The following is a 25667-nucleotide window of genomic DNA, read 5'->3' on the forward strand; positions in this document are numbered from 1 at the left end:
GGGTCGAGTCCCTCGTCCCGTCGTGCCCTCGGGGGGAGGGAAGGAACCCAAGACGATGCCCGTACCCGTGCCGCGGCCCCGAGCGATCCCGGCCGTGGAGGGTGGTCAGGCTCGAGCCGCGTCCCTGCCCGGCGATCAGACCGCTCAGACCGCTCAGGGGCCGTCCGCCCGTGCCAAGGCCCAGAACGACACGCTCACCCTGCTCGTGATCGAGGACGATCCGGCCGGTTCGCCGATCGTGCCCGAGATGCTCGACTCGGCAGGCCGCCCCATACGGCTGCGCACCGCCCGCAACCTCACCGAGGCCGAGCGGCTGCTCACCGACGACGTCCACTGCATCCTGCTGGACCTCGCGCTGCCCGCGCCCGGTCGGGCCGCCGAGGAGGAGGACGAGCTGGCCGTGCTGCGGCACGTGCTTCAGCTCGCGCCCCGCCATGCCGTGCTCGCGCTCACCGCGTCCGGTGACGCGGAGCGGGGTGCCGAGGCCGTGCGCGTGGGCGCCCAGGACTACCTGTTCCGCGAGGAACTGGACGGGCGGCTGCTGAGCCGTGCGATCCGGTACGCGGTCGAACGCAAGCGGTCCGACACGGCCGAGCGGCGGCTGACCGAGTCCAAGCTGCGCGCGCAGGAGAACGCCCGCCTGGAGCGCGGCCTGCTGCCCACGCCGCTGCTCGACGGGTCCTCGCTGCGCTTCGCCGCCCGCTACCGGCCCGGCCGTTCGCGTGCCCTGCTCGGCGGTGACTTCTACGACACGGTGCGCACGCCGGACGGCACGGTGCACGCGATGATCGGAGACGTCTGCGGGCACGGCCCGGACGAGGCGGCGCTCGGCGTGGAGCTGCGCATCGCCTGGCGTGCGCTGACGCTGGCGGGGCTGTGCGGGGACGAGCTGCTGTCCACGCTGCAGCAGGTCCTGGAGCACGAGCGGGACAACGACGAGATCTTCGCCACGCTGTGCACGGTCGACATCGCGCCGGACGGCCGCCGCGCCGGGCTGTGCCTGGCCGGCCACCCGGCCCCGTTGATCGCGCGCCCCGACCCCCGAGCTCCCGGCTCCGCTCGAGAAGGGGGGACCCCCATCGCCGAGCTGCTGCCGTACGACAACAACGGCCCCGCGCTCGGCCTGCTGCCGGGCGCCCGCTGGCCGCGGATGCAGGTGGAGCTGGGACCGGTCTGGAGCCTGATGCTCTACACCGACGGGCTGATCGAGGGCCGGGTCGGGCAGGGCGGGGAGCGCCTGGGGCAGGACGGCATGGTGGAACTGGTCCGCCGTCGGCTGAGCGAGGGCCTGACGGGCGAGGAACTGCTGCGCGCGACGGTCAACGAGGTCCGCGACCTCAACGGTGGAGAGCTGGCGGACGACGTGGCGGTGGTCCTGCTCGACCGGGCGCCGTAAGCCACGACGGCAGGTCGGACCATGGCGGACCGCCGCCTACCGCTGCCCGCCGCGCACGAAACGCCCGGCGCAACACAGCCCATACACGGGCCGCCCGCCGTCTACCGCAGCCCCAGCCGCCCAGGGGCCGCCCGCCCTCTAACGCCCGCCGTTGTACGGTCCGTACGGACCGTCGCTGCTGCTCCCCCGGCGGCGACGGCCCCAGCCGCCGCCCGAGACCTGCTTGAGGGCGGGGCGGACGTCCACGAAGAACACGATCGTGGCGACGAGGCCGGCGAGCTGCAGGAAGAGCATCGGCACGAACAGGTTCACCGCGACCGCGATGCCGAGGATGATCAGCCAGAAGCCCTTGTTCTGCTTGTCGGCGGCGCGGTACGCGTCCTCCCGGTACAGCACGGCCATGGCCAGCGCCACCACGGCGAGCACCAGCATGGCGGTGAAGAGCAGCCACATCAGGCCGCCGAATGCCGTCATCAGCACAATGCCCACCACCCGAGTCGAGTCGTCTCTACGGCCAACCGTACCCGCCTGCGGCCACCGCGTACCCGTACAACGGGCCGGGCACCTCCGAAGTGCCCGGCCCGTCGTCCGTCATCGTCCGTCATCCGTCGCGTGGCCCCGCCGGGGCCACGCGTTCCTCATTTGGCCGGAGGCGTGGTCTTCTTCGCCACCGGCTTGCGGGCCGCCGGGGCCGTCTTCTTCGCCACCGGCTTCTTGTCCTCGGCGAACTCGGCCGTGGGGGCCTCGGCCGGCTTCGGCTCGGCCTTGACCTCGACCGGCTCGGGCTTGCCCTCGACGGCGACGGCCAGGTCCTCGATGCCCTCGGCGGCCTCGCCGCGCCAGGTCTTCACGGCCTGCTCGCCGTGCTCGGCGACCTTCTCGTAGGTCTCCCGAGCCTTGACCGCGTACTCGGCGGCGACGCCCACACCCCGCAGCGCGAGGTCCTGGGCGGTCTCGCCGAGCTTCTTCAGGTCGGCGTCCAGGCTGCTGCCGAACTTCTTGAGGTCCGAGTCGAGGCTGCCGATGAACTCGCCCACCTTGGCCTGGATGGTCGACTGCGTCTCCTTGACGCGGGCGCCGGCCTCCTTGGCGCGGGCCGCGGCCTTCTCCTGGACCGCCTTCGGGTCGGTGTTGCGGACGGCCTCGATGCGGGCCGGGGCCTCGGCCCGCAGCTGCTCGACCAGCGCGGGCACCTTCTTGGCCTGCTTCAGGGCCAGGTCGGCGGTGCCGGCGGCGAAGTAGAGCGGGGTGGGGTCGCTGAGGGTCTTGCGCAGGTCGTCGGTGATGGCCATGGGATGGTCCTCCCGTTTCGGCTTCGTTGAGGGTTTTGGGCGGTCCGCGGGACATCGAGCCGTCCCGGTGGTCCGGTCGCTGTCCGTGGCGTGGTCCCGGTGGTCCCGGTGTCCGGGTCAGCCGGCTGCCTGCCGCGGACCGGCATCGCTGCCGTCGGCCGTGCGGGGGCCGGCGTCGGCGGTGTCCTGGGCGTCGTTCATGCCGTGCGCCTCCTGAGACTGCTGAGCCTCCCGAGTCCGAGCCTCATGAACCGCCTGACCATCCTCGTCGGCCGCGCCCGCCCGGGTGACCTCGAAGCCGTTCTCCTTGCGGAACGACTCGTAGATCTGCAGCAGCACCTGCTTCTGCCGCTCGGTCAGCGTGGGATCGGCGAGGATGACGGCACGCGTCTCCACCTCGTCCCGGTCCCGCTCGGCGTCGAGGATGCCGGCGCGCACGTACAGCGTCTCGGCGGAGATCCGCAGCGCCTTGGCGACCTGCTGGAGCACCTCCGCGCTCGGCTTGCGCAGCCCGCGCTCGATCTGGCTCAGGTACGGATTGGACACGCCGGCGGCGTCGGCGAGCTGCCTGAGCGACAGCTGCGCGTTGCGGCGCTGCTCACGCAGGTACTCACCGAGGTTGCCGACGTTCAGCGATGCCATGCCTCTACCTTGCCCCATGAGCGCTAACAATTGCAAGCACCCGCTTGCAAAAGTGCGCCACGTCACGGGAAGGGGATCGCCATCGCCGTGCGGCGTGTCACACCACCGCCGTCCATCCCACACCCGCCGCGCCCGGGACCGTGGGAGGCGCCGGTGCGCGGACGGGTGACGTCATGAGACGGAGTGACGTCATAAACCGTTGGCGCCGGGTCGCGTACCCCGATAACGTGCGGCCCATGACTGCCGGGTCGGCCTTGGGCCGTTCACGAGTGGGGCACCCGGCCTCCGAGTGAGGCGGGGGCGGGCGAGAGGCCCGCCGTTCTCCTTCTGTTCCGACGCGTATCCCATCCCACCACGCCGAACAGAAGAAGGCAGCGACAGCAGAGCATGCCCAACCCCTTCAACCAGCAGATCATCGACGAGTTCCGCGCCCACCGGGGCCGCGTGGGCGGCCCCTTCGAGAGCGCCCGGTTACTGCTCCTCACCACCACCGGCGCCCGCACCGGCACCCCGCACACCACCCCCCTCGGCTACTACCCCGACGGCGGCGAGCGCGTCCTCGTGATCGCCTCGGCCGGGGGCGCGCCGCGGCACCCCGACTGGTTCCACAACCTCGTGGCGCAACCCCAGGTCACCGTGGAGACGGGCGTGTTCACCTACGAGGCGACCGCGGTCGTCCTGGACCGCGCCGCGCGCGACGAGGCGTTCGCCCGCGCCGTCGAGTCGAACCCCGGCTGGGCCGAGTACCAGGCGAAGACGGACCGTGTCATCCCGGTCGTCGCCCTCCGGGAGAATCCGAGGCCGGGCCCGCCGCGCATCGAGGCATCCTCTCCGGGTGAGGCCATCAGGGCGGTCCATGACGTCTTCCGCCGCGAGCTGGCCCTGATCAGGAAGGAGTTCGCGGCCTCGGGAGGCGGCCCCGCCCTGGGCGCCCAGCTCCGGATCAACTGCCTGACCCTCTGCAAGGGGCTGGGCAACCACCACGCCGGCGAGGACGTCACCCTGTTCCCGTCCCTCGAAGGCCGCCACCCCGAGCTGGCACCGGCCTTCGACCGGCTGCGCCGCGAACACGAGCGGATCGCCGCCCTCCTGGACGACCTGCGCCGGGTCGTGTCGGCACCCGACGTGGACCGGGCCGGTGCCCTGCCCGAGGTGGAACGCCTCACCGACGAGCTGGAGGCGCATCTGACGTACGAGGAGGCACAGTTGGCAGCCGTACTGCGCTGATCAGCTGCGGCTGAGCCGCCCCTCCGTACATCCGGAGACACCCTGGTGGGTCACAGCGGTCATATGAGCAGCCAGGCTCACCAGGGAACGGGCGTGTGCGCACCCCATGCAGACGGGACACCGCCCAGGTAGGGACCACATACAGGCGGGGCACCGCCCGGGTGGCGACCACACAGGCGGGACACCGCCCGAGTAGCGACCACATACAGGCGGTACACGCCACGGAGCTGCACCTCTGCGATCGCGGGGGGGGGCGGCGGCAACCACGTGGTCCTGCTCCAGGCGGCATCCCTCGCCCCCTCCCCCGTGCAGAAGCGCCCGGCGTCAGGTCAGACGTCCACCCAGAGCCCGGCCGTCCGCCCGCGTCCGTGGTCACCATGCGGGAGTGCACGGGCAAGATGAGGGTTCGCCGTCAGTTTGGCGGGAAGCCCCAGCGCGGCCGTGGCTTGGAACAGGGTCATCGCGTACGTGTCCACCGCCCGGCGGACGTTGGGGGCGTCCAGGCCGTCGCCGGTCACGAGACGGTCGAGATCGACGTACGCCGAGCGGACGACCTCCATCCACCGGTAGACCCGCCAGTCGTCCTGCCAGCCCTTGGTGCAGTCCTCCGGCAGCCGTTCGGACCAGCGTGCGAACAGCCGCTCCCGGATCTCGGGACGCGTGGGCGTGAGGTGCATGTGGCGTACCAGGTCGTACAGGGCGTCCCCGACCATCGCCATCTCCCAGTCGATGAGCGTCAGCCCGCCGGTCGGCCGGCGCACCAGGTTCCACGGGTTGAGATCGCCGTGCAGGAGGACGGGCCGGCGCGGGACCAGGGTGTGGCGGTCGAGGATCTCGCCCAGCCGGTGACTGCTGGGCAGTCCCAGTTCGCGTGCCAGATCCGCCGTCTCCTTGGGCAGTTCGCCCACCAGGCGGACCAGTTCGTCGCACAGGCCCTTGTAGAAGTCCTGCCGGAACACGGCGCGACCGAAGTCGGTGCAGTCGACGCAGGTCAGCGCGTTCAGCTGGTCCACCAGGTCGTCCGCCTCGTACGGCCGGAGCCCGTCCACGGGGTGGTCGGGCGGGCGGACGTCATCCGGTCCCTCGTAAGAGTGAATGGTGAACGGCTCGTTCAGCCCGCTGGTGCCCAGGGCCAGCACCTTGGGAGCCCGTACACCGGCCTTCGACCGCTCGATCGCCCTCAGAACGGCGTGCTCGTTGAGGAACCTGCGCTCCCGGGGGTTCCCCGCGCCGACCTTCCGGCGGACCATGACGGGACACGGCACTCCCGGCACCCGAACCGCCGTGTTGAGGTGTGCCGCCCCCTTGAACACCCGGTCCGCCGAAGCGGCACCCTCCTCGAACAGCGCCTTGCTCACCGCCGCCGCCGGGAACCCCGGGAGCAGAGGCACCCGCTCGTCCCGCTGCCAGACGATCTCCATGGCGGAGCGCTCACGGGCCTTGCCCCCGTGGGACTCTCGCCAGCGGAAGAGGATGCGCTCGATCTCGCTCTCATCCAACACATGGCCCAGCCGCAACGGTTCTTCGGCCGCCAGCAGCGCCCGGTGCACCTCCTGCGTCGCGGCATCGAGGTCACGCTGGTCGAAGGAGTCGCCGAGCGATGTGGCCGCGCGCATCACGTCGGGATAGACGGACTGGGCCCGTTCGAAGGCGACGTAGTGCTTCAGATCCCGGTCGAGGCCGTTGACGGCCTTGGGGCGCCGTCTGCGCATGGCCTGGTGCCACGCCTCCACGACCTCGGGCCACTGGTAGTCGGGGTACTGCATCCGCACCAGGTGGGTGGCGAGGTCGTGCAGCGGGTCACCGAATCCGGCCAGTTCCCAGTCGACACAGATCAGGGGCGGTTTGCCGCGGTAGGACACGATCACGTTGTCCCGGTGCATATCCGTGTGGAGCAGGCTGAAGGGGCGGCGGACAAGGGCCGGGACCCGCTCCGCGAAGCGCACCATCGCGTCCTCGGGGATGCCCAGCATCGCGAACAGCCCTCCGAACTCGGCCCAGTTCGGACGCCTGATCTGCTCCTCCGCCGCGAACGCCAGCGCCCGCAGAAAGGCACCGCTGTCCCGGCTCGAACGGGGCCAGGACACCGGGAGCGGGGGGAGGTGCTGCCTGGCCACCTGCGTCATGTCCGCCAGGAGACCCGCGAGGTCGGCGATCAGTACCGAGTCCACCGGCTGTCCCTTGGGGCAGATGCTGGACAGCGGCACCCCCTCCACATAGCTCAGGACGGTGATGTCGCCGCACTTGGCCAGACAGCGGGGGACGTACGGGAGAACACCGCTGATCGTGTTGAGGATCTCCGCCTCGTCGTGCCATGTCCTGATGACCACGGACAGCGCCGAGGGGATCCGCTGCCGCACCGTGACACGTTCGCCGTCCTTGCCGGCCACAAGCCGGGAGTCCTGCTCGGTGAGCGGCCGCACCATGTAGTTGACGTTGTGATGCCCCCGTTCGAAGGAGCCCAGCGCCCTGGCGTAACGCAGGAACCTCTCGAAGTCGTCGTCCGCCGCAGGCTCCAGAGCGCGGTTGCTAGGCAATGGCGGACCGCCCAACGATGACTCCTGAATGGCTGTGCGGCGCGTGCGATGGTCATGCGCCGCGAACAAGGTGGGCACACGGTAGGGCATCTCGACGCAGCGGAACGTTTGACTCCAGCATTCGGTACGCATTTGAGCGCATGCGGCACTCAGAAGCAGCACGCCGTCGGAAATACCACGGATGCCGGCTCCGTGTCAGGCGGCCTCGGCGAGCAGGTCCCACACGGAGTTGAACCACGACTGCATGCTGTCGACGAAGGTGGAGCCGGGCGAGTTCGGGTCGCCGTCCCTGATGTGGTGCGTGAGGGTGGCACCGAGCCCGATCACGTCGAGCGCCTCGATCTCCCGGCCGCTGTCCAGGACGATGGGACGCTCGTCCACCACGTAGGGGCCGAACAACGCCTCGGACTCGTTGAAGAGGTAGACCTTGAAGGCCGGCGGCAGTGCCACGTGGCGGACCTGCAGGTCGAAGGACTCGACGAGCTTGGACGCCTGGAGGCTCGCGAGCACCCGCGGCAGCGAGGCCATGGCGTCCCGGGCGATCCCGAGGTGGCGCTCCCTGACCGTCCCGGCCTCGCCCGGGTTCATGGCCCGGGGATACGGAAGCTCCAGATCCTCCGACGGCAGTAGAAGCCGTACGCTCACGCGGGGCGGCGAGGGGCGGGACTCGGCCCTGCGCACTCGGACCCATTCGGCCTGGAGCATCTGCAGATGCATCCCGAGCGATTCCGCGGTCAGGGTGTAGACGTCGAGCGCGACCTCCTGAAGATCGAATGCCTGCTCGATGAACGACCCCACGGTCACGGCGCCGCGCCGATGCACGCCCCGGGGCGTCGAGGATTCGATGCGCTGACTCCGGATCACCCGCGACCCGCTGCCGCGCCGGGACTCGATCCAGCCTTCGCTGGTGAGCTCCCTGATCACCCGCTGCACGGTGTCGCGGGACACGCCGAACTCCTCGGCCAGGGCCCGTTGAGGAGGCAGCGTGCCGTTCACCGGGTACGTCCCGTCGGCTATGCGGACGCGCAGGGCTGCCGCGACACGGTCGAACTCCGTGCCGCCACCGTCGCCGACCCGTTCTGCGTCCACACACCGACCGTACCTTCTCTGCCCGACAGCCAAACACTTTTCGGGCAGCCAGCAGTCCAACTGCCCTACTGGTTAAGGGATCAAGCAGGCAGGGCACTTCCAATTCAGAGCAACCAGTCCAATTGGACTGGAAGTTGATCGGTTCACGGAAGCTCCATGGGGGCTTCACCGGAAACGGAAGGGCCGGGTGGGGGAAATGATCCAGTCGGAGGCGCTCGCCACCGCAGCCGAGTTCGTCCTGTCGATGCTGGCCCAGTCGGAGTACGGACTACTGGGAGCCGTCCTCGTGTCGCTCGTCTTCATGGGTGTCCGAGCGGGCCGGCCGCACCTCGCGCTGGGAGCCGCGGTGGTGTTCGCCGTCCTGATGGCTCAGGCCTGACCGCGCAGGATCGACAGCAGCGGTTCGAGCGAGTTGACGACGATGTCGGCGCCCACGCTCCTCAGGCGCTTCTCCTTGTCCTCGTTGCGCGCGTAGCCGAGGAACGCGACCCCGGCGTCCTGAGCGGCGAGGAAGTCCGAAGGGGCGTCGCCGATCATCACAGACAGGGAGCGGTCCGCCCCCATCGCGTTCAGGGCCTGGTTCAGGCAGTGCGGATGGGGTTTGAGCAGATCGAGGTCGGCCGTGCGGCCGAAGACGTAAGGGGCGAAGCAGGAGACCAGCCCTCGGGTCGCCAGGTAGCCGGCCGCCACGCGCGCGGAGTTGTTGGTCGCTATGGCGAGCTGGCCGCCCACGGTGGTCCATGTGCGGATCAGGGGGTCGGCGTACGGGGTCGGCATGGCCGACGCGACCGCCTTCAGCTCCTGCTGGGTGAGCCTCTCCTCCAGTTCGGTCACCAGGTCGCTCTGCGGGTGCCGCCGGTGGATGGCCTCCAGGACGTAGTGCGGATCCGGGTGGACCCGTTCCTCCTCGGTCAGCAGGCCCCGCAGCCCCCGGCTCTCGAGCCACTCCACGAGTTGGCCTGCCACATGCTCGGCGGCGTGCCCAGCGAAGAGCCGGCAGATCGGGCCGTCGAAGTCGAAGAGCACAAAGCGCGCGCCGGTGATCAGTTCGCGCAGTTTTCCTGTCTCTGCCGTCACCGCATCAGTCTGCTTCGCATCAGAAGTCACTAGGAGAGTGTCAGGTCCGTGGTGATGGTTTCCCAGAGGGCGTCGAACCACTTCTGGGACTCTTCCACAAAGGCGTCGTCCCGTCGCCCCGCCCGGCGTTCGAAGGAGAAGAGGAGGGAGGCGGCGCCGAGCGTGTCGTACATCTCGAGGGTCTGGCTGTTCACCTCCTCCTCGCGCCTGGTGAGCATGTAGTACGCCATCAGGGCCTCGGCACCGTTGAGGAGGTAGAGCTTCACCGGCGGGGTGAAGGGCAGGGCCCGGAAGGTCACACGGACGTCGATGCCGTGTGACGAGCGCAGGGCCTGGAGGTTGTGGCGCAGCACATGGCCCTGGGCGTTGCGCTGTTCGAGCCAGCGCTGGTGGACCGGGTCCTCGTTGTCACCGGGGCTGTCGACGGAGATCGGGAACGCCAGGTTGATCTTCCGGGAGGGCAGCAGGATCCGCACGTCGATCGACTGCGGACGGATGCGGCCCTCGTGGATCAGCCGGAGCGGTTCGCCCAGCGCCAGCATCAGGGTCTCGGCGGTCAGGCAGGCAGCGTCGATCCGCACGTTGGGCGCGGCGAACGCCTCCGCGAGCCTCGGCGCCAGCGCCACCATCGTCGGCTGCGGTTCGTCGCTGACCGGCGGGGGCTCGGCGATACGGGGCGGGCTGCCCCGGCTGACGCTGCTGAGCAGGCCGTCGTCCTGGAGGACGCGCAGCGCCTGGCGGACCGTGCCCCGCTCCACACCGAACTCCTCGGCCAGTTCGGCCTGGGTCGGCAGACGCTCGCCCGGCTTCAGCTCGCCGGCGCGGATCCGGGTCCGCAACGTGTCGGCGATCTCCTGGGGCGAGGACCTTCTGCTGCCGTTCACTGCGACGTTCTCCTGGGTCACGACCAAACGCTACAACCCCCGTCCATCTACCGGGAGTTGTTTGAATGTTGTTTATAGGTACCAACCAACTGGGGATAACTTCAGTGTAGTTGGTTGCCAACTCGGAAGAGTTGGCGGAGGGTGTCCCTCCTCTCGCACATTATCCGCAGGTAGTCCCCAGATGCAGACCGCTCAATCCCCTCTGTCCCGCCACCCGGTCCCCCGAGGTCCGCCCCTGGAAAGAGGTCCCGCCATGCCCGCACTCGCCCTTCTCTCCGCCCTCTTCGTCGTCGGATTCGACCAGTTCGTCCAGTGGAAGTACGGGACGATCGGCATCATCGGGCTGACGCTGCTCACGATCGGGATCAAGGCCAACAGCCCCGCCTGCAGCTCCATAGGGGCCGTCGTCCTCGCCCTGCTGGTCGCCCAGCCAGCACTCTGACCAGGTCAGACGCCCAGATCCAGCTCAGAGCTGATGGTCTCCCACAGGGCGTTGAACCACAGGTGCGACTGCTCCACGAACGTCGTGTCCCGCAGCCCGGCCCCCTGCGCGAACGGGAACAGCATCGACCGGGTCCCCTCGGCGTCGTACAGCTGAAGGTGCTCCTGGTCGATCTCCGCCTCGCGCCGGGTCAGCGTGTAGTACGCGAAGAGCGCCTCGGCGCCGTTGATCAGGTACAGCTTGACCGGCGGCGTGAAGGGCAGGGCGCGGAAGGAGACGTGCGCGTCGATGCCGTGGGTGCTGCGCAGCGCCAGCAGGTTGTGTCTGAGGACCCGGCCCTGGGCATTGCGCTGGGCCAGCCAGCGGCGGTGCAGGCGGACGCCGTCCGTGCCCTCCACCGGTGTGGGGAACGCCAGGTCGATACGGCCGCTGGGCAGCAGTACGCGTACGTCGACCTTGGCCGGTTCCATGCGCCCCGCGTGAATCTCGCGCAACGGCGCGCTCATCGCGGGCGTCAGCGACACCGCCGTCAGGCACAGGGCGTCGATCTCCACGTGCGGCGCCGCGAAGGCGGCGGATATCCGCGGGGCCAGCGCCACCATCGTGGGCTGCGGCGGGGCCTGGGGCCCGGCCGACGCCCTCCCCGCGGGGTGCGCCACGGTCGCCGGGCTGCCCTTGGAGACGTTGGTGAGCAGTTGCTCGGACTGCAGGATGCGCAGCGCCTGGCGCACGGCTCCCCGCTCCACGCCGAACTCGTCCGCCAGCTTGGCCTGCGTGGGCATGCGCTGGCCCGGTCGCAGCACCCCCGACCTGATCCGGCTGCGCAGCTCGTCGGCCACCTCGTGGTGCGATCTCTGTGGCCGTTGTGACTTCTTCCGCCCGCTCGCGGCAGCGTGTTCCGGCTCCACGATCGAACCGTACAACTTCACGCCATCTTCCGTCAGTTCAGAAGAAGGTGGTTATGAGACGACTCCAAGCGGAGATAAGTCAGGTGGAGTTGGTCACCAACTCCGGCAAAGTTGAACGAGCTTGAGTGCTCCTGACCGACATGGTCGTACGAGTGACCGGGCTCCCTTCCGGAGGGGAGCCGGGAGCCCGGCGTGCACCACAACCACAACTGAATCGCTACGGATGAACAAGCACAGCAGTCACCACCCGCACGGAAGGAGCACCACCCGAGAGCCCCGTGAGGCTCAGAAGATGTCCGGGCACCACGGTCGCCTGGACGTACGCAGCAGGGCGTCGGCGACGGAGGCGGCGCCCTTTTGCTGTTCCCGTACCCGCCCGAGCGCCGCGAGCCGCACCGCGGACTCGTCCCCCAGCCACAGGGTCGCCAACTCGCCCACCGGCAGGGTCAGCTCGGGCTCCTGGTCGGTGCGCACGCACTCGGCGCCGTCCGGCCCGGCCTGAAGCCGGTAGCGGCCGCCGGCGAGTCCGGCCTCGTCGACCACCTCCAGGACGAGCGTGCCGGACGTCGCGTAGGTGCGTACCTCCAGGGCGCGTACGACGTCCAGGATCCGTACCCACAGCGTGTCCGCGTACGTGGTGAGGCGGGCCGCGCGCGGGTCGGGGAGGAGGTGGGGCAGCAGGTCGTCCGGGGCGCGGTTGCCGGACTTCACGGTGGTGACCCAGTCGAGCGAGCACAGGTAGTGCCACAGGACGCGTTCGGCGCTGGGGCTGGTCGTGATCAGGCTCTTCACGGTCGCGGTCTGCAGCGGCCGCTTGCCGTCGCCCCAGTGGTCGTCGCTCACATAGGCGGCGAGACCGTCGATCTCCCCGGAGGCGGAGCGGTGGACGGCGTAGAAGGGTTCCGTCCACTCGTCGTCGTCGAAGCGCAGGGCGCCCGTGTTGAGCTGCCACCAGCGGTCGCCGCGGGAGATCGCGCCGGGCACGGCGCGACGGAAGCGCTCGTGCAGCTCGGGGCCGAGTTTGCGGACCTCGTCCGCGTCCACGAGATCTATACGACCGTCGTCGAGGACCGGGCGGTGGCGCTCGAGGCCGGTGCGGGGGACGTCGATGGTCCACTCGGCGGTGTGGGCGGCCGGGCCGAAGCCGTAACGGCCGTAGATGGGGTATTCGGCGGCGGTGAGGGTGGCGACGACGTCGCCGCGTTCCTTCGCCGCGGCGAGGTCGAGGGCCATCATGCGCGTCAGGAGGCCGCGGCGGCGGTGGGTGGCGGTGACGGAGACGTTGGTGATGGCGTCGGCGGCCACCAGTGCGCCGCCGACGGCGGTCAGCTCCTGCGGGAAGGAGCGGAAGGTGGCGACACAGCGGGCGTCGTCGAAGGCCGCGAGGGTGCGGGCGGGGGTGATGTTGCCGCCACGGACGGCGAGCTCCTGGTCGGAGACGTGGGGGGAACGGAGGAACCCGGTGTGCAGGGCACGGATCCAGTCGGGGATCTCGGAGTCGGTGATGGGGCGTACGTCGAGGTCCTGAGGATGGCGGCTCATGGGGTCACGGTAGGAGGGCGGGGGTGGGGGTGTCGCGTGGATTTACGACTGCCCGCCGCCGGACCACGCTCGTCGCCCCCGGACCCGGCTCATGTCGCTCCGAATCCCGCTCGTCACCCCCGGACCACGCTCGTCAGCCCCGGATCCTGCTCATCGCTCCGGATCCCACTGGTCACACCAGGACCACTCATCACATCCCGGATCTCGCTGATCGCTCCGATCCAGCTGGTCACAGGCGGCCCACGCTAGGTCCCAACCGGATCCCGCTGATCGCTCCGACCCCACTGGTCACAGACGGACCACGCTCGTCCCCACCGGACCCCACTCATCGCTCCCGACCACGCTGGTCACATCCGGACCACGCTCCTCCCCCGAACCCCACTCATCGCTCCCGACCACGCTGGTCACATCCGGACCACGCTCCTCCCCCCGAACCCCACTCATCGCTCCCGACCACGCTCGTCACATCCGGACCACGCTCCTCCCCCCGAACCCCACTTATCGCTCCCGACCACGCTGGTCACATCCGGACCACGCTCGTCGCCCCTCGATCCCGCTCATCGCTCCCGACCACGCTCGTCGCCCTCCCCGCAGAGCACGAAGCACTCTGCTAGAACACCGCCCGTATCTCCCCCACCTCACGGCCTCCGCCCAGCAGCGGTGCCCTGCCGATCCGCTGGAGCACCGGGGTCTCCACCCCCATCAGGGTCAGTGCCCTGGCCAGGATCGGGCCCAGGGTCCGGGTCGCGCCGTCGTCGATCTTGAAGGCCAGGGCACGGCCGTCCGGGAGGGCGACCGCCTGGACCGCCTCCGCGCCCATCTTCGACAGGGCGCCCGGTATCTCGCGCATCAGCCAGGTGTCGGGGCGGCGCGTGCCCGCCACGTACTCCGGGTGTGTCCGCATCGCGTCCGCCACGCGGCGTTCCGCCGTGCCCGGGGCCGCCAGGACGAAGGAGCGGTAGGCGCGGGCCAGGCCGGTCAGGCTGATCGCCGTCAGCGGCGCCCCGCAGCCGTCCGTGCCCACCGCCGCCACCGGCTCCCCGGCGGCCTCCTCCACCACGGAGTGGATCAGCCGCTGAAGAGGGTGCTCGGGGTCGAGGTACGTCTCCAACGGCCAGTCCCGCAGCGCGCACGCCGCCAGCATCGCCGTGTGCTTGCCGGAGCAGTTCATGGTGATCCGCTCGCGTACGGCGCCCGAGGCCAGGTACGCCTCCGCCTCCTGCGGGTCCAGCGGCAGGTCCGGCGGGCACTGCAGGCGCTCGGGGGCCAGCCCGTGCTCCGCCAGCATCTCCCGCACCAGGTCCAGGTGGAACGTCTCGCCCGAGTGGCTCGCCGCGGCGAGCGCGAGCCGCTCCCCCGTCAGGTCCAGGCCGGCGCGCAGCACACCGGCCGCCTGCATCGGCTTGTTCGACGAGCGCGGGAAGACGGGCGCCGTCACGTCGCCGAGCGCGAACTCCACGGAACCGTCCTCGGCGAGCACGACCAGACTCCCCCGGTGCCGCCCCTCGACGAACCCGGACCGCACCACCTCGGCGAGCACCGGGGGCGCGGAGGACTGTGCGGATATGGCGGGCTGGGCGGAAGTCGACATGGGTGAGGTTGCCCTTCGGGACGGGGACCTGGCCGGCACGGCCCGGGACCGGGTTCCCTCCCGGGCGGCGGGCACGCTCATGGGCCCCGGGTCACCGGGGCCCTGGCGTCACGTGAGCAGGTCGTCTACTTGCGCTTCCCCTTCACGGTACCTGCGGGCGATCTCGGCACTGCAGTCGTCCGCCGTGCGCTGCAGATCCTGCCGCCGCCGGGAGACCTGCTGCTCGTAGCGCACGAGCCGCCCCATCCCCGCGCCCAACTCCTCGTCCGTACGCGCCTGGAGGTCCGACAGCTCCACCTCGGCGAGCATCTCGGCCGCCAGCCGCCGGTACTCCTCGCCGTGCGGTGTGCCGAGAGTCACATGCCGGGCCGAGGACCGTTGGCGGGCTGGGGGGTCCCTGAGGATCTCCGGGAGCCGTTCCATGACCCCGTCGGGCGCCGCGCCGCCCCCGCGGCGGGCCAGCTCCGCACGCAGGATGTCGATGCGGCCCTGCAACAGCCGCCGTACGTAACTGAGGTCCGCCTCGTCCCGCTGGGCGTCCCGGCGCAGCGCGCGCAGCTCCGGCAGTCCCAGGCCGGACAGACTGTGCTCCTGCGGGTGCACCCTGCTCGGAGAGCTCGGGGGAGGATCCGCGGGCAGCGGGGGGCTGTCCGTGCGCTGCACGGGCGCCCGGCACTCCGCCATGGTTGCCGTACGGGCGGGCTGCTGCCCGGTACTCGGTGTGCTCATGTACCTACCGTCCCCTCGACCGGCGCGGCACCCCCCACGGATGCGCCGCTAACACACGCATCGTGCCACTGCAAGTAGCCGTAATGTGGCCAAGTGACCATGGACAGCCCAGATGGGGGTGTTGAGGGTCAAGGCGGAACGACCAGTTGGCCGTATCCCGGGGCCGCCGAGCCGCACGGCATCATGGTCTTCATGCGTGCGGTGGTGCAGAGGGTCGACGGCGCGAGCGTCGTCGTGGACGGTGAAACGGTCGGCGAGATCAGCGGCGAGGGGCTGTGCGTGCTCGTCGGGGTGACGCACGACGACACCAAGGAGAAGGCGGCCCAGCTCGCCCGCAAGCTGTGGTCGATCCGCATGCTGCACGACGAGAAGTCCTGCTCCGACATCGACGCGCCGCTGTTGGTGATCAGCCAGTTCACGCTGTACGGCGACGCCCGCAAGGGGCGCCGCCCGACCTGGAACGCGGCCGCCCCCGGCGATGTCGCCGAGCCCCTTGTCGACGAGGTGGTCGCGCAGCTGCGGGCGCTGGGGGCGACGGTGGCGACGGGGCGGTTCGGAGCGGCGATGCGGGTGTCTTTGACGAATGACGGCCCGTTCACGGTGCTGCTCGAGATCTGAGCCGGTCCCGCTGCGCCGTTCTACGGCTCGACCACGACCTCCTGGGCCGCTGCCGTCTCGTCCGCCATCAGGCGGGCGTCCAGCGGGACGTTCCGTTTGACCAGGGCCAGCGCGACCGGGCCCAGTTCGTGGTGGCGTACCGACGTCGTCACGAAGCCGATCTTGCGGCCGTCCGGGCCGTCGTCCGCGAGGCGGAGCTCCGTGCCGTGCGGGGGCAGATGGACCTCGCTGCCGTCGAGGTGGAGGAAGACCAGGCGGCGGGGCGGCTTGCCCAGGTTCTGGACGCGGGCGACCGTCTCCTGGCCGCGGTAGCAGCCCTTCTGGAGGTGGACGGCGGTGCCGATCCAGCCCAGCTCGTGCGGGATGGTGCGGTGGTCGGTCTCGAAGCCCAGGCGCGGGCGGTGCTGCTCCACGCGGAGCGCCTCGTAGGCGAGGATGCCGGCCGCGGGGCCGTTCTTCTCCGCGTACGACTCCAGGTCCGTGCGCGGGAGGAACAGGTCACGGCCGTACGGCGTCTCGCGGACCAGCACTCCCTCGGGCGCCTCGGCGATCGAACCGGCCGGCAGGTGCACCACCGCGAAGTCGTCCGTGCGGTCGGCGACTTCGACGCGGTAGAAGAACTTCATCGACTCCAGGTACGCGATCAGCGCGCCCTGGGTGCCGGGCTCGACATGCGCCCAGACCGTCTCGCCGTCGTCGACCAGGTACAGGGCGTGCTCGATGTGGCCGTGCGCCGACAGGATCAGCGCCTCGGTGGCCCGGTGCGGGGGCAGTTCGCTGACGTGCTGGGTGAGCAGCAGGTGCAGCCAGCTCAGCCGGTCCTCGCCGCTGACGGTGACGACACCGCGATGCGAGAGGTCCACGAATCCGGAGCCGTCGGCAAGGGCGCGCTGCTCGCGGAACAGGTCGCCGTAGTGGGCGGCGACGCCTTCGTCCACGCCCTCGGCAGGGACGGCGCCGGGCAGGGACAGCAGGGGACTCTTCATGGTCTCAAGCCTACGACGGGGTAGTTGAACTCTTGAGCGAACAGTCCCTGCACCGGCCGAAGATCGCGAAGTGCTTCATGTCGGTGTCGAAGCCGAACGTCTCGCGCAGCTTGGCGGTGAACTCGGCCGCCACCGCGACGTCCGCCTCGATCACGTTCTGACAGTCCCGGCAGACCAGGTGGATGTGGTGGTGCCGGTCCGCCAGGTGGTACGTCGGCGCGCCGTGCCCGAGGTGGGCGTGGCTGACCAGCCCGAGTTCCTCCAGGAGCTCCAGGGTCCGGTACACGGTGGAAATGTTGACCCCCGACGCCGTCTTCCTCACCTCGCTGAGGATGTCGTCGGGGGTCGCGTGCTCCAGTGTGTCCACGGCTTCGAGCACGAGTTGCCGCTGCGGGGTCAGCCGGTAGCCGCGCTGCCGCAGATCGCTCTTCCAGTCGGTGCTCACCACATGCCCAGTCTAGGGCTGGGGCACGCATCACGGTCGGCCGTCGGCATGGCATCGCGGAGGAGTCGGCGGCGCACTGTGCCGAGCCCCATGCCCCGGTGGACGGTGTAAGCCGGGGTCCGGCGCACCATCAGCGCTGCCGCCACACGTCAGCAGCCGAGCCAGAGGTCCGCACCATCCGCATCATGGGGCGTGCAGGCGGTACCGTCGGCACCAGCACCGGCCTTCGAACCCGGAGGAAGCTCCCGTGACCGCACAGCGCCCAGAGCAGAGCCCCGAGCCGCTCATCCCCATGCCTGCCCTCACCCCTGAGGGACTGCGTACTGCGGTCGAGAGGCTGACGCCGAGCCGTGTGCCGGCCTTCGTGCAGGATCTCGTCGAGGCGACGACCAACGCTCAGCAGACGCAGTCTCTCGCGCCTCTGCGCACCTTCGTCCACACCTGGGGCGTGTTCGTCGCGATTCAGCGTCGTCCCTCCCGCGCCACGCGCCTGCGCCACCTGGAAGAAGTAGTCAGCGCGGGCACGGAGGACCCGGCGGACGCCATCGCCGAGATCCGGAGGATCCACGTCGAGGCGGAGGCGGAGGCCGGTCTGTGAGCGACTGGAAGTGGGACTACAACCCGAGCGAGGAGTACCTGACCGCCGGCCTCCCCGTGGGCGTGGTGGCGGAGGTGGAGCGCATCGCCACCGAACTCGCCGCCCTCGGACGTGACGCCGAGACGGCGGGCAGCCGCCCGGAGGGGAAGCCCGGCGGGCTGCGGAACTTCCCCATCTTCGGCGGACGCGGCTTCATCCAGTTCCTCGCCGTACCCCGGCACGAGTGCGTCTACGTCTGCAACGTCGTCTGGAACGGGTGAGCCGAGCTACTTGAAGAAGGCGATGCCGTCGTCCGGGAGGTCGTCCGGGAGGGCCTTCGCCCAGCGCTCGACGTCCTCCGGGGTGACGACCTTCTTCAGGTGGGCCGACATGTACGGGCGCAGCTCGACGTCCGGCGTCTGCTTCTCGCCGACCCACATCAGGTCGCTGTTGACGTAGCCGTACAGGCGCTTGCCGCCCGTGTACGGACCCGACGCCTCGGTACGGGCCACCGCGTCCGTCGCCAGGTCGATCTGCGGCTTCTGGTGCGCCAGCTCGCCGTACCAGACCTCGACGACGCCGTCGTTGCGGACCATGGTCACCTCGACCTTGCGGTCCGCGTCGATCCGCCAGTAGCCGGACTCCGACTCCAGCGGCCTGACCTTGTTCCCGTCGCCGTCCAGCACCCAGGTGTGCGAGTGGTACTCCAGGAAGTTCCGGCCGTCGTGGGTGAAGGAGACCTCCTGCCCGAAGTTGCACTTCTCGGAGCCGGGGAAGTCGTGCACACCGGCGCCGGCCCAGTTGCCGAGCAGGAAGGCGAGCGGGACGAGGTCCTTGTGGAGGTCGGACGGGATCTCGATCATGAGCAGCTTTTCGTCGTGGATGGCGTAGGGGTCAGCGCTGGCCCTCGAAGAGCTTCTTCACGGTCAGCCCGGCGAAGGCGAGCACGCCGACGCAGACCAGGACCAGCAGGGTTTCGAAGAAGATCTCCACGGGAGTGCTCCTTGCTGAGCGAGGGTGGGTACACAAGAGCCGGGTCCCACTGTAGTCGGCCGGGACCCGGCTCCTCTCCCCGAGGTCGGCTAGCCGAGCAGCTCGCTCTGCAGGACGATCGTCTGCTGGAAGGGCACGGCCTTCGCGCCGCCCTTCCTGGACTGCACGATCAGCGCCAAAGTGTCGCCGGCGGACAGATACGCCTCGCGGACCTGTTCGGCGCCGTAGGGCTTGGTCTCCGCGAACACCTGGTGCTTCACGTCCTCGACCTGGGCGGCGCCCGGGTAGTCGTCCCTGGCCACCTCCGCGGCACCGCGCACGGCGTACCGCGGGGCGCTGTAGTCGATCAGTTTGCTGGACAGGAACTCGTCCGCGACGGCCGCGGTGTCGAACTGCAGCAGGTAGATCCGCGTGTGCGTGCCGTCGGGGGTGTTCCAGCCGCGGGCGGCGACATGTCGCAGGCCGTTGTCCGTCAGCAGCTGCCCGAGCTCCTTGCGGTCATCCTGGTCGGTGAACTCCGCGAGGAAGGTCCGCGCCGGCAGCCAGCCGTCCGTGCCGCGCAACGTCGCGTCGGCCCTAGCGCCCTCGGGGGCGGGTAGAAGGAGGGCCCGCAGGTCGGCGTAGTGACTCCCGGTGCTGTTCCGCTCGGCGAACGGCCCCGGACTGCCGGACGGCAGCGGCGGCTTCACCAGCCGCGGGTACTCCCAGCGCCCGTCGGAGGCTGTGGCCAGCCAGGGGAGGTCGGTGCGCTCCGGCCGCGTGATGCCGTACGCCGTCGCACCCCCGGCCACCGCGAAGACGGCTACGGCGGCCGTCCAGCGCAGGAGGGCGCGCAGGGCGCGGCGATCCTTCTTCACCGGGGGCGGTGCGAGGGGCGGCGTTCCAGGCTCCGACGGCACCACCACGTGCTGCACCTCGGTCCGCTCCGTCTGTTCGGTCATACCGCCTTCCCCGGGTCCGCGATGCGGTCGAGCTGAGTGCGCAGCAGCACCGCAGCCCCTTCGGTGTCCATCGGTCCGGCCCCGTACGCCGTCGCCGTGACGAGCACGTCGCCCTGGTACGCGGAGCAGAACATCATGTCGAGCTTCTCGCCCGCCTCGGTCGGCGACAGGAAGCAGTGCGCGTTCTTGTGGCCCCGGATCGCCGGGCCCTTCCGGAAGACGCTCAGGGCGCTCAGGAACTCGTTCTGGAACGTCGAGATGTCGCGTACCGCCGCGCGGCTCTCCAGCTGCGTCAGGACGACGTCCATGGTGAACGCCTTGTCCGTGCTGAGATAGCTGCGCAGGGCCATGCCCGTGGTGTGCTGACTGTCGATCTGCTTCTCCAGTCGCAGCCGCTGCGAGCGCGGCAGAGCGCTCAGAGACTGCTTGCGCAAGGCGGCGGCCTCGGCTCCGCTCAGATGTGCGTCGGCACCGTACTGGTCGATGTCGGGACCGCGGACCAAGTCGTCGGTGCCGTACGGCACGAGCATGCCGGCGAGCCCGGACGCGGACGCCGGTTTCGCCTCCGAGTCCTTCTGCTGCGCCGGGAACTTCCAGGTGGGCGCGCCCGCGTCCCGGTCGGCGTCGCTGACGGTCACAGCGGTGTACCCGACGCCGACGACCAGGGCCGCAGCCAGCAGGACGGCTCCGGTGACAGCGGCGACGCGGCCACGGCGTACGGGGCCCCGCGCCGGAAGCCCGTCGGGCGGTGCGGCGATCGCTGCCGCGCCGGACTGGCTGCTCTCGCTGTTGTCATTCACAGCCGCCCCACCTGCCGCTTCGCCAGGTCCATGACCTTCTCCTTGGAGATGGGCTTCGTGTCGTAGATCCAGATCTCCATGGCGATGTCTCCGCGCCGGGCGTGCGCCTCTGCGGAGTACACCGATACGCCGGACTCGGTATCGGGCCTGGTGTGGACGTACGCCCTGCCGTCCCCCGTACCAGGGATGGCCCAACTGCGCGATCCGGCCTCGCGCTCCGCCCAGTAGCGACCGTTCTCGGCAGAGTCGGCCGCGGCGAGCCGTTCCTCCTGGCGGTACTGCACAAGACGGATCTCGACGCTGTACGTGTCGTCCAGTCGCCAGGCGGTGACTGCGGCCCGGCGGAACTCGGCGCCGATCTCGTACTTGAACTCGTTGGCCGGCTTTTTAAAGGTCTCCGCGTACTCCGCGAGGCTCATCCAACCGTCGTGACCCGGCTCGAACAGGGGGTCCTGTGCGCCGCTCGGCCGCTTGAGCAGAAACGCCCGCAGGTCGCCGTCGGTCCGGACCCGGCGGTCCTGCGCGGCGGACAGCGGCTCGGGGCCCTTGCCCTTGGCCTGGGCGAGTACGGGCTGAGACAGGGGCGGCAGCGGGGTGGGTCGGCGGCCGGCCTGGATCACGTAACCGGTGCAGGTGCCCGCGACGACGCCGAGCACGGCGGCCGCGGCGATCAGCAGGGTCGTACGCCCGCTGCGGCGTACGGCGGGCGGACCCGGATCAGGGACCGATTCGGGCGCACCCGCGACTTCCGACAACTCCAAGACGTCCCCTCATGGAAAGCGACACACGGATCGGCATCCGTGCGCACAGGAGACTCATGGGCAACGGGCAGGGTTGCTCATGGAGTTGATCACGATTCGGTGCGCTTGACCTCGTCGATGAAGCGGGCCCAGGCCGCGGTCTCGAAGAGGAGGGTTCCGCGGGCGGGGTCCTTGCTGTCGCGGACGGGGACGACGGAGGGGAGGTCGGGGGCGATCTCGACGCACTCGCCGCCGTCCGGATTGCTGTAGCTGCTCTTGCGCCAGCTCGCGTTAGTCAGATCGATCGCTCGCACGGCACTTCCTCCAACATCCGCAGGACGAACTTGCGCGACTCGGCCGGGTTCAGAGCCATGTCACGCATCGAATCGTACGCACGTTGCAGGAGCTCAACTGAGCTGTTTTCTTCGATCAGTTCACCGCGGTACGCGTTCTCCGTGTACGCCACCGTCTTCCCGTCCAGCAACCGCAAGAACATCACCGCGCTGCTCACCAGCCCGTACAGCCCGGAGCTTTGCGGCAGCACCTGGATCGTGATGTTCGGGCGCTCCGACGCCTCCAGCAGATACTCGAGCTGGTGTCGCCACGCCTCGTCGTCACGCAGCGGCGTACGCAGCACTGCCTCCGCGAGAAGGGCGCGGAACGGCGGCGCCTCCTCCCCCTCTAGTAGCTTTCGTCGCCCAGTGCGGGCTTCGACCTGCTGATTCAGCTCCTCGCCCTTGGCACCGCCCAGTGCCAGGACCTCACGCGCGTACCCGTCGGTCTGGAGCAAGCCCGGCAGGATGCTCACTCCGAAGTGCCACAGGCTGACCGCCTCCGCCTCCAACATCATGTACCGCCGGTACTGCTCCTTGAACTGCGACGGATCCCCCACCGCCAACTCCCACAGGGCCAGCAGCAGTCCCGGCGTCCCGTAGTACTGGTCCAGCGCCTGGACGACCTCCGGGCCGCCCAGCGTCTGGCCGCTCTCCATCTTTCCGAACTGGGAGGGGTCCCAGCCGACCACCTTCGCCAGCTCCCGCAGGCTCACGCCCCGCTCGGTCCGCAGCAGGCGCAACTCCTCCGCGAACCGCCTGCGCGGCTCCTGGCTCCGTCCCGTGATCACCCGTCTCGGCGGCATTGCGCTCCTCCGTGCAATACGGCCGTGGAAGGTGTGGAAAGAGCGCCTGGAGGCGGAGAAGCAGACCTCGTCCACGGCGTTGCGGCCCTGCTCAGGGGCCATGCTCGTAACGTCCCGAACACGCAGCGTAGTCCAAGCGTCGCGCTGCGCGCAGGCGTTGTGGAAAGGAACGGAACCGATGACGGCCCTGGAACGCGGAGCGCTCGTCTACGACCCGGCCACCCGCAAGGTCGGCGAGTACCAGGACAGATCAGGGCCGTACGCCATGCTGCGCCCGGTCGGCGGCGGCCGGGAGTGGCAGGCCGATCCAGCCGCCCTCCGTCCCGCCACCCAGCGGGAGCGGCTCAGCGCCGGGGTCAGGGCGGCGAACGAGCGCGCCCGGGCCGCCGACGACACCAGCCGCCCTCCCCTGCCCGTCCGGGGCTGTGCGACGTGCGAGGAGCTGGCCGCACGGCGGGAGACCGCGCGGGCGGAGTACGACGGCAGCACCGAGACGGACGCGAACGTCCTGCTGCGCCGCCACCACAACCAGGAGCACCGCGCCTGACCGGGCCCACCGCCTTCGCCCCGGCAGGACTAGGCTGCGGACATGGCCAAGAAGCTCGTGATCAAGGTGACGGCGGGGGCCGATGCGCCCGAGCGCTGCTCTCAGGCGTTCACGGTGGCGGCGGTCGCCGTCGCCAGCGGCGTGGACGTCTCGCTCTGGCTGACCGGTGAGTCGTCGTGGTTCGCGCTGCCGGGCCGCGCCGCCGAGTTCGAGCTGCCGCACGCCGCGCCGCTGCCCGACCTGATCGAGTCGATCATGGCAGCCGGCCGGATCACCCTGTGCACGCAGTGCGCGGCCCGCCGCGAGATCACGGAGAAGGACGTCATCGAGGGCGTACGGATCGCGGGGGCGCAGGTCTTCGTCCAGGAGGCACTGGCGGAGGACACCCAGGCGCTCGTGTACTGACCCGGCCGCGCCGAGCGTCACCTCCGCCCTACGGGGAACTCCGACGAAGTGGGAGTGGAGGTCGACCATGACGGACCCCCAGGCGACGGGCATACCCGACGAGGTCGCCAGGGCCCTGGAGGCCCTGGGCATCGGGGCGTACCTGAACGACGAGCGCGGCTGCATCCTCCATGTCAACACCCGGGCCGAGCAGCTCCTTGTCCGGCCTGTCGCCGAGCTGCTCGGGCAGGACGCACACGACGTGCTGCACCGCACCCGCCACGGGGAGACCGTGCCGAGGGCCCAGTGCCGGATGCGGGAGGCCGCGTTGACCGGACGCCCGGCGCAGGGGGGCGAGGAGTGGATGGAACGCGGCGACGGCTCCCTGCTGCAGATCGCGTGGCTGGCCACGCCCTTCCGCACGGGTGACCGGCGGCTCAACGCCACCCTCGTCCTCTTCCACCCGTTCGCCCAGGAGCAGACGCCCGGTGAACCGCAGGAGCGGGTCGGCGCGTCGCTCTCGGAGCTGGAGCGGCTGGCGCTGCTGGCCGAGACCACCACGACGCTGAGCTCCACCCTGGACGTCGACGAGGCGATGGACCGGCTGGTGAACCTGGTCGTGCCCCGCCTCGCGGACTGGGCCGTCGTCGACCTGATCACCGTGCGCGACGAGGTGCGGCGCTTCGCCGTCGTGCACACGGAGAACGGGGTCCTGGTGCACCGGGAGGACCTCGAGGGAGCGATGCCGCCGGTGCCCGAGGATTCCCCGATGCCTCTTTCCCGGGCCCTGCGCGGCGTGGCGTCCACGCTGGCCGGGCCGGAGACCTACCAGGGCCCGCCGGACTCGGGCATCGCGGTCGAGCAGCGCCGCCTGTTCGAGGCGACCGGCATGCACTCGGCCGCCATCGCTCCCATCCGCACCGTGCGGGAGGTGCTGGGAGCCCTGACCCTGGGCCGCTCCGAACGACCCGAGCGGTTCACCGCGGCGGACATCGCGCTGCTCGAGGACATCACCCGGCGTGCCGGGCTGGCCCTGGACAACGCGCGTCTCTACCAGCGGCAGCGCAAGGTCGCCGAGACCATGCAGCGCCATCTGCTGCCCCAGCTGCCCCGCGTGCAGGGATACGCGATGACCGCCCGCTACCTGCCCGCGCCGGACGCCTCACAGGTCGGCGGCGACTGGTACGACGCCTTCACCCTGACGGACGGCGCCATGGCCGTGGTCGTCGGCGACGTCGTCGGGCACGACCTGGACGCCGCGGCGGGCATGGCACAGTTGCGCAACATGCTCCGCGCCTACGCCTGGTCGCAGGAGAAGCCACCGAGCAGGATCGTCGAGTGGCTGGACCGGGCGTCCCTGTCCATCGCCGAGGTCTCCATGGCCACCATGGTGTTCGCCCGGATGACCGTGGCCTACGACGGACACTGCGAACTGTCCTGGACCAACGCCGGGCATCCGCCGCCCCTGCTGGTCAGCCACGAAGGTGTGGCCACCTATCTCACCGACGGGCACGGCGTCCTCCTGGGCCTCGAGCCCGAGCAGGAGCGCGAGGACGCGACGGCTCTGCTACCGCCCGGGTCCACCCTCGTTCTGTACACCGACGGGCTGATCGAATCCCCTGGTCACTCCATCGACGAGGGCCTGGAGCGGCTGCGCCGCACCGCCGCGTCCCTGGCCCACCGCGCCCTGGACCCCTTCACCGACCTCCTGCTGGAGCGGGCCCGCGCGCCGCACAACGACGACGACGTGGCCGTCCTGGCCGTACGCATCCCCGCCTGACCCGTCCGGCCGGAACCAGGCCCGCGGTCACCGCCGCTTCTTGCCGTCCAGCTCGTCCCACCACTCGTCGGACTGCGGGTCCCCGGACGGGTCGTCCCACCAGCGGTCCTCGGGGCCCCGGCGGTTCGCGACCATCGCGGCCAGGGGCGGGATCACCATCGCGACCACGCACATGCCCACCGCCGCCGGAACCGACCAGATGCGCACGACTCCCCAGGCCAGGACGAACAGCGCCAGACAGGTGCCCATCATGGCGAAGTACACGTGGCGTCGTCGTGCGTACATACCTTCACTATGCCCCGCGGACATGCGGAAGGACCGCACCCGAGGTGTCCAACCCGTGGGTGCGGCCCTTCAGCCAT

At 70.3% G+C, this 25667-nt stretch carries 30 protein-coding genes; 10 read left to right on the forward strand and 20 right to left on the reverse strand.

The annotated features are described in order from the left end of the window. Positions 1-55: 55 nt before the first annotated feature. The gene (locus N8I84_RS19215) at positions 56-1396 is read left to right on the forward strand and encodes a PP2C family protein-serine/threonine phosphatase (RefSeq protein ID WP_263230688.1); all 1341 of its coding nucleotides are present in this window, start codon (positions 56-58) and stop codon (positions 1394-1396) included. Between the two features lie 138 nt (positions 1397-1534). Here the strand turns inward: N8I84_RS19215 and N8I84_RS19220 are convergent, their stop codons facing one another. The 3 genes from N8I84_RS19220 to N8I84_RS19230 form a co-directional block, all read right to left on the reverse strand. Then, positions 1535-1876, reverse strand: coding sequence for a DUF2516 family protein (locus N8I84_RS19220; RefSeq protein WP_200421102.1), 342 nt, complete (start codon positions 1874-1876; stop codon positions 1535-1537). A 158-nt stretch (positions 1877-2034) separates the two neighbouring features. Then, positions 2035-2688: a hypothetical protein gene (locus N8I84_RS19225; protein WP_263230689.1), complete on the reverse strand. Its 654-nt coding sequence runs from the start codon at positions 2686-2688 to the stop codon at positions 2035-2037. A 117-nt stretch (positions 2689-2805) separates the two neighbouring features. Next, positions 2806-3330: a helix-turn-helix domain-containing protein gene (locus tag N8I84_RS19230; RefSeq protein ID WP_263230690.1), complete on the reverse strand. Its 525-nt coding sequence runs from the start codon at positions 3328-3330 to the stop codon at positions 2806-2808. A gap of 387 nt (positions 3331-3717) precedes the next feature. On the opposite strand from N8I84_RS19230, the gene N8I84_RS19235 reads away from it, so the two are divergent. Then, the gene (locus N8I84_RS19235) at positions 3718-4557 is read left to right on the forward strand and encodes a nitroreductase/quinone reductase family protein (protein ID WP_263230691.1); all 840 of its coding nucleotides are present in this window, start codon (positions 3718-3720) and stop codon (positions 4555-4557) included. Between the two features lie 329 nt (positions 4558-4886). On the opposite strand, the gene N8I84_RS19240 is transcribed toward N8I84_RS19235, so the two are convergent. Then, positions 4887-6983 (reverse strand): phosphotransferase family protein, encoded by a 2097-nt coding sequence (locus N8I84_RS19240; RefSeq protein WP_263234813.1) that lies wholly within the window; start codon positions 6981-6983, stop codon positions 4887-4889. A gap of 306 nt (positions 6984-7289) precedes the next feature. Then, positions 7290-8183, reverse strand: coding sequence for a GntR family transcriptional regulator (locus tag N8I84_RS19245; protein ID WP_263230692.1), 894 nt, complete (start codon positions 8181-8183; stop codon positions 7290-7292). Between the two features lie 196 nt (positions 8184-8379). Here N8I84_RS19245 and N8I84_RS19250 point away from each other — a divergent pair, with 196 nt between their 5' ends. After that, on the forward strand, positions 8380-8562 hold the full coding sequence (locus N8I84_RS19250; RefSeq protein WP_200421022.1) for a hypothetical protein: 183 nt from the start codon (positions 8380-8382) through the stop codon (positions 8560-8562). On the opposite strand, the gene N8I84_RS19255 is transcribed toward N8I84_RS19250, so the two are convergent. Then, positions 8553-9341, reverse strand: coding sequence for an HAD family hydrolase (locus N8I84_RS19255; RefSeq protein ID WP_390898920.1), 789 nt, complete (start codon positions 9339-9341; stop codon positions 8553-8555). The two genes, N8I84_RS19250 and N8I84_RS19255, sit on opposite strands and share 10 nt — an antisense overlap. Next, complete coding sequence (locus N8I84_RS19260) at positions 9290-10171, reverse strand: GntR family transcriptional regulator (protein ID WP_200421024.1); 882 nt, start codon at positions 10169-10171, stop codon at positions 9290-9292. The genes N8I84_RS19255 and N8I84_RS19260 overlap by 52 nt, the downstream gene beginning before the upstream one ends. Before the next feature lie 226 nt (positions 10172-10397). Here N8I84_RS19260 and N8I84_RS19265 point away from each other — a divergent pair, with 226 nt between their 5' ends. Beyond that, complete coding sequence (locus N8I84_RS19265; protein WP_103844350.1) at positions 10398-10586, forward strand: hypothetical protein; 189 nt, start codon at positions 10398-10400, stop codon at positions 10584-10586. A gap of 5 nt (positions 10587-10591) precedes the next feature. On the opposite strand, the gene N8I84_RS19270 is transcribed toward N8I84_RS19265, so the two are convergent. The 4 genes from N8I84_RS19270 to N8I84_RS19285 all read right to left on the reverse strand — a co-directional run bounded on the left by N8I84_RS19270 (position 10592) and on the right by N8I84_RS19285 (position 15356). Continuing rightward, a complete protein-coding gene (locus N8I84_RS19270) occupies positions 10592-11509 on the reverse strand; it encodes a GntR family transcriptional regulator (RefSeq protein WP_263234814.1) in 918 nt (305 codons plus the stop codon). A gap of 270 nt (positions 11510-11779) precedes the next feature. Then, a complete protein-coding gene (locus tag N8I84_RS19275) occupies positions 11780-13036 on the reverse strand; it encodes a GNAT family N-acetyltransferase (protein ID WP_263230694.1) in 1257 nt (418 codons plus the stop codon). Positions 13037-13646: 610 nt separating this feature from the next. Further along, positions 13647-14627, reverse strand: a complete 981-nt coding sequence (locus N8I84_RS19280) for an asparaginase (protein WP_263230695.1) — start codon at positions 14625-14627, stop codon at positions 13647-13649. 108 nt (positions 14628-14735) lie between these two features. Further along, complete coding sequence (locus N8I84_RS19285; protein ID WP_263230696.1) at positions 14736-15356, reverse strand: RsiG family protein; 621 nt, start codon at positions 15354-15356, stop codon at positions 14736-14738. A gap of 192 nt (positions 15357-15548) precedes the next feature. On the opposite strand from N8I84_RS19285, the gene dtd reads away from it, so the two are divergent. Continuing rightward, positions 15549-15974, forward strand: coding sequence for a D-aminoacyl-tRNA deacylase (dtd, locus tag N8I84_RS19290; RefSeq protein WP_263230697.1), 426 nt, complete (start codon positions 15549-15551; stop codon positions 15972-15974). Positions 15975-15994: 20 nt separating this feature from the next. Here dtd and ygfZ read toward each other — a convergent pair whose 3' ends face one another. Continuing rightward, positions 15995-16960 (reverse strand): CAF17-like 4Fe-4S cluster assembly/insertion protein YgfZ, encoded by a 966-nt coding sequence (ygfZ, locus tag N8I84_RS19295; RefSeq protein ID WP_263230698.1) that lies wholly within the window; start codon positions 16958-16960, stop codon positions 15995-15997. Positions 16961-16970: 10 nt separating this feature from the next. Further along, positions 16971-17408 (reverse strand): Fur family transcriptional regulator, encoded by a 438-nt coding sequence (locus tag N8I84_RS19300; RefSeq protein WP_200421030.1) that lies wholly within the window; start codon positions 17406-17408, stop codon positions 16971-16973. A gap of 244 nt (positions 17409-17652) precedes the next feature. Here N8I84_RS19300 and N8I84_RS19305 point away from each other — a divergent pair, with 244 nt between their 5' ends. Both N8I84_RS19305 and N8I84_RS19310 read left to right on the forward strand, forming a co-directional pair. Beyond that, the gene (locus N8I84_RS19305) at positions 17653-18003 is read left to right on the forward strand and encodes a DUF6247 family protein (RefSeq protein WP_313884267.1); all 351 of its coding nucleotides are present in this window, start codon (positions 17653-17655) and stop codon (positions 18001-18003) included. Continuing rightward, positions 18000-18263 carry a hypothetical protein gene (locus N8I84_RS19310; protein ID WP_263230699.1) on the forward strand — a complete coding sequence of 88 codons (264 nt, stop codon included), beginning with the start codon at positions 18000-18002 and terminating at the stop codon, positions 18261-18263. The genes N8I84_RS19305 and N8I84_RS19310 overlap by 4 nt, the downstream gene beginning before the upstream one ends. A gap of 6 nt (positions 18264-18269) precedes the next feature. On the opposite strand, the gene N8I84_RS19315 is transcribed toward N8I84_RS19310, so the two are convergent. The 6 genes from N8I84_RS19315 to N8I84_RS19340 all read right to left on the reverse strand — a co-directional run bounded on the left by N8I84_RS19315 (position 18270) and on the right by N8I84_RS19340 (position 22594). Further along, on the reverse strand, positions 18270-18845 hold the full coding sequence (locus N8I84_RS19315; protein WP_263230700.1) for an FABP family protein: 576 nt from the start codon (positions 18843-18845) through the stop codon (positions 18270-18272). Between the two features lie 219 nt (positions 18846-19064). Further along, positions 19065-19916, reverse strand: coding sequence for a hypothetical protein (locus N8I84_RS19320; protein WP_263230701.1), 852 nt, complete (start codon positions 19914-19916; stop codon positions 19065-19067). Further along, positions 19913-20716 carry a hypothetical protein gene (locus N8I84_RS19325; protein WP_263230702.1) on the reverse strand — a complete coding sequence of 268 codons (804 nt, stop codon included), beginning with the start codon at positions 20714-20716 and terminating at the stop codon, positions 19913-19915. The genes N8I84_RS19320 and N8I84_RS19325 overlap by 4 nt, the downstream gene beginning before the upstream one ends. Continuing rightward, complete coding sequence (locus tag N8I84_RS19330) at positions 20713-21477, reverse strand: hypothetical protein (protein ID WP_313884268.1); 765 nt, start codon at positions 21475-21477, stop codon at positions 20713-20715. Before N8I84_RS19330 ends, N8I84_RS19325 begins: the two co-directional genes overlap by 4 nt. 89 nt (positions 21478-21566) lie before the next feature. Beyond that, positions 21567-21770: a DUF397 domain-containing protein gene (locus N8I84_RS19335; protein WP_263230703.1), complete on the reverse strand. Its 204-nt coding sequence runs from the start codon at positions 21768-21770 to the stop codon at positions 21567-21569. Then, positions 21752-22594 carry a helix-turn-helix domain-containing protein gene (locus N8I84_RS19340; protein ID WP_263234817.1) on the reverse strand — a complete coding sequence of 281 codons (843 nt, stop codon included), beginning with the start codon at positions 22592-22594 and terminating at the stop codon, positions 21752-21754. The genes N8I84_RS19335 and N8I84_RS19340 overlap by 19 nt, the downstream gene beginning before the upstream one ends. A gap of 178 nt (positions 22595-22772) precedes the next feature. Here N8I84_RS19340 and N8I84_RS19345 point away from each other — a divergent pair, with 178 nt between their 5' ends. The 3 genes from N8I84_RS19345 to N8I84_RS19355 all read left to right on the forward strand — a co-directional run bounded on the left by N8I84_RS19345 (position 22773) and on the right by N8I84_RS19355 (position 25305). Next, the gene (locus N8I84_RS19345; RefSeq protein WP_263230704.1) at positions 22773-23141 is read left to right on the forward strand and encodes a hypothetical protein; all 369 of its coding nucleotides are present in this window, start codon (positions 22773-22775) and stop codon (positions 23139-23141) included. Between the two features lie 42 nt (positions 23142-23183). Beyond that, positions 23184-23546 carry a DsrE family protein gene (locus N8I84_RS19350; RefSeq protein WP_263230705.1) on the forward strand — a complete coding sequence of 121 codons (363 nt, stop codon included), beginning with the start codon at positions 23184-23186 and terminating at the stop codon, positions 23544-23546. 67 nt (positions 23547-23613) lie between these two features. Then, positions 23614-25305: a SpoIIE family protein phosphatase gene (locus tag N8I84_RS19355; protein WP_263230706.1), complete on the forward strand. Its 1692-nt coding sequence runs from the start codon at positions 23614-23616 to the stop codon at positions 25303-25305. Between the two features lie 27 nt (positions 25306-25332). Here the strand turns inward: N8I84_RS19355 and N8I84_RS19360 are convergent, their stop codons facing one another. Then, complete coding sequence (locus tag N8I84_RS19360) at positions 25333-25590, reverse strand: DUF3099 domain-containing protein (protein WP_103844332.1); 258 nt, start codon at positions 25588-25590, stop codon at positions 25333-25335. Positions 25591-25667 lie beyond the last annotated feature (77 nt).

This window comes from Streptomyces cynarae, assembly GCF_025642135.1.
Taxonomy (GTDB): domain Bacteria; phylum Actinomycetota; class Actinomycetes; order Streptomycetales; family Streptomycetaceae; genus Streptomyces; species Streptomyces cynarae.

Bases quoted from the DNA above. Each gene is read 5' to 3' on its own strand.
- N8I84_RS19280 (WP_263230695.1), bottom strand. From the start codon at position 14,627: ATGTCGACTTCCGCCCAGCCCGCCATATCCGCACAGTCCTCCGCGCCC.
- N8I84_RS19315 (WP_263230700.1), bottom strand. From the start codon at position 18,845: ATGATCGAGATCCCGTCCGACCTCCACAAGGACCTCGTCCCGCTCGCC.
- N8I84_RS19340 (WP_263234817.1), bottom strand. From the start codon at position 22,594: ATGCCGCCGAGACGGGTGATCACGGGACGGAGCCAGGAGCCGCGCAGG.
- N8I84_RS19230 (WP_263230690.1), bottom strand. From the start codon at position 3,330: ATGGCATCGCTGAACGTCGGCAACCTCGGTGAGTACCTGCGTGAGCAG.
- N8I84_RS19250 (WP_200421022.1), top strand. From the start codon at position 8,380: ATGATCCAGTCGGAGGCGCTCGCCACCGCAGCCGAGTTCGTCCTGTCG.
- N8I84_RS19355 (WP_263230706.1), top strand. From the start codon at position 23,614: ATGACGGACCCCCAGGCGACGGGCATACCCGACGAGGTCGCCAGGGCC.
- N8I84_RS19360 (WP_103844332.1), bottom strand. From the start codon at position 25,590: ATGTACGCACGACGACGCCACGTGTACTTCGCCATGATGGGCACCTGT.
- N8I84_RS19345 (WP_263230704.1), top strand. From the start codon at position 22,773: ATGACGGCCCTGGAACGCGGAGCGCTCGTCTACGACCCGGCCACCCGC.
- N8I84_RS19320 (WP_263230701.1), bottom strand. From the start codon at position 19,916: ATGACCGAACAGACGGAGCGGACCGAGGTGCAGCACGTGGTGGTGCCG.
- N8I84_RS19215 (WP_263230688.1), top strand. From the start codon at position 56: ATGCCCGTACCCGTGCCGCGGCCCCGAGCGATCCCGGCCGTGGAGGGT.
- N8I84_RS19285 (WP_263230696.1), bottom strand. From the start codon at position 15,356: ATGAGCACACCGAGTACCGGGCAGCAGCCCGCCCGTACGGCAACCATG.
- N8I84_RS19240 (WP_263234813.1), bottom strand. From the start codon at position 6,983: ATGGTGCGGCCGCTCACCGAGCAGGACTCCCGGCTTGTGGCCGGCAAG.
- N8I84_RS19235 (WP_263230691.1), top strand. From the start codon at position 3,718: ATGCCCAACCCCTTCAACCAGCAGATCATCGACGAGTTCCGCGCCCAC.
- dtd (WP_263230697.1), top strand. From the start codon at position 15,549: ATGCGTGCGGTGGTGCAGAGGGTCGACGGCGCGAGCGTCGTCGTGGAC.
- ygfZ (WP_263230698.1), bottom strand. From the start codon at position 16,960: ATGAAGAGTCCCCTGCTGTCCCTGCCCGGCGCCGTCCCTGCCGAGGGC.
- N8I84_RS19275 (WP_263230694.1), bottom strand. From the start codon at position 13,036: ATGAGCCGCCATCCTCAGGACCTCGACGTACGCCCCATCACCGACTCC.
- N8I84_RS19225 (WP_263230689.1), bottom strand. From the start codon at position 2,688: ATGGCCATCACCGACGACCTGCGCAAGACCCTCAGCGACCCCACCCCG.
- N8I84_RS19265 (WP_103844350.1), top strand. From the start codon at position 10,398: ATGCCCGCACTCGCCCTTCTCTCCGCCCTCTTCGTCGTCGGATTCGAC.
- N8I84_RS19350 (WP_263230705.1), top strand. From the start codon at position 23,184: ATGGCCAAGAAGCTCGTGATCAAGGTGACGGCGGGGGCCGATGCGCCC.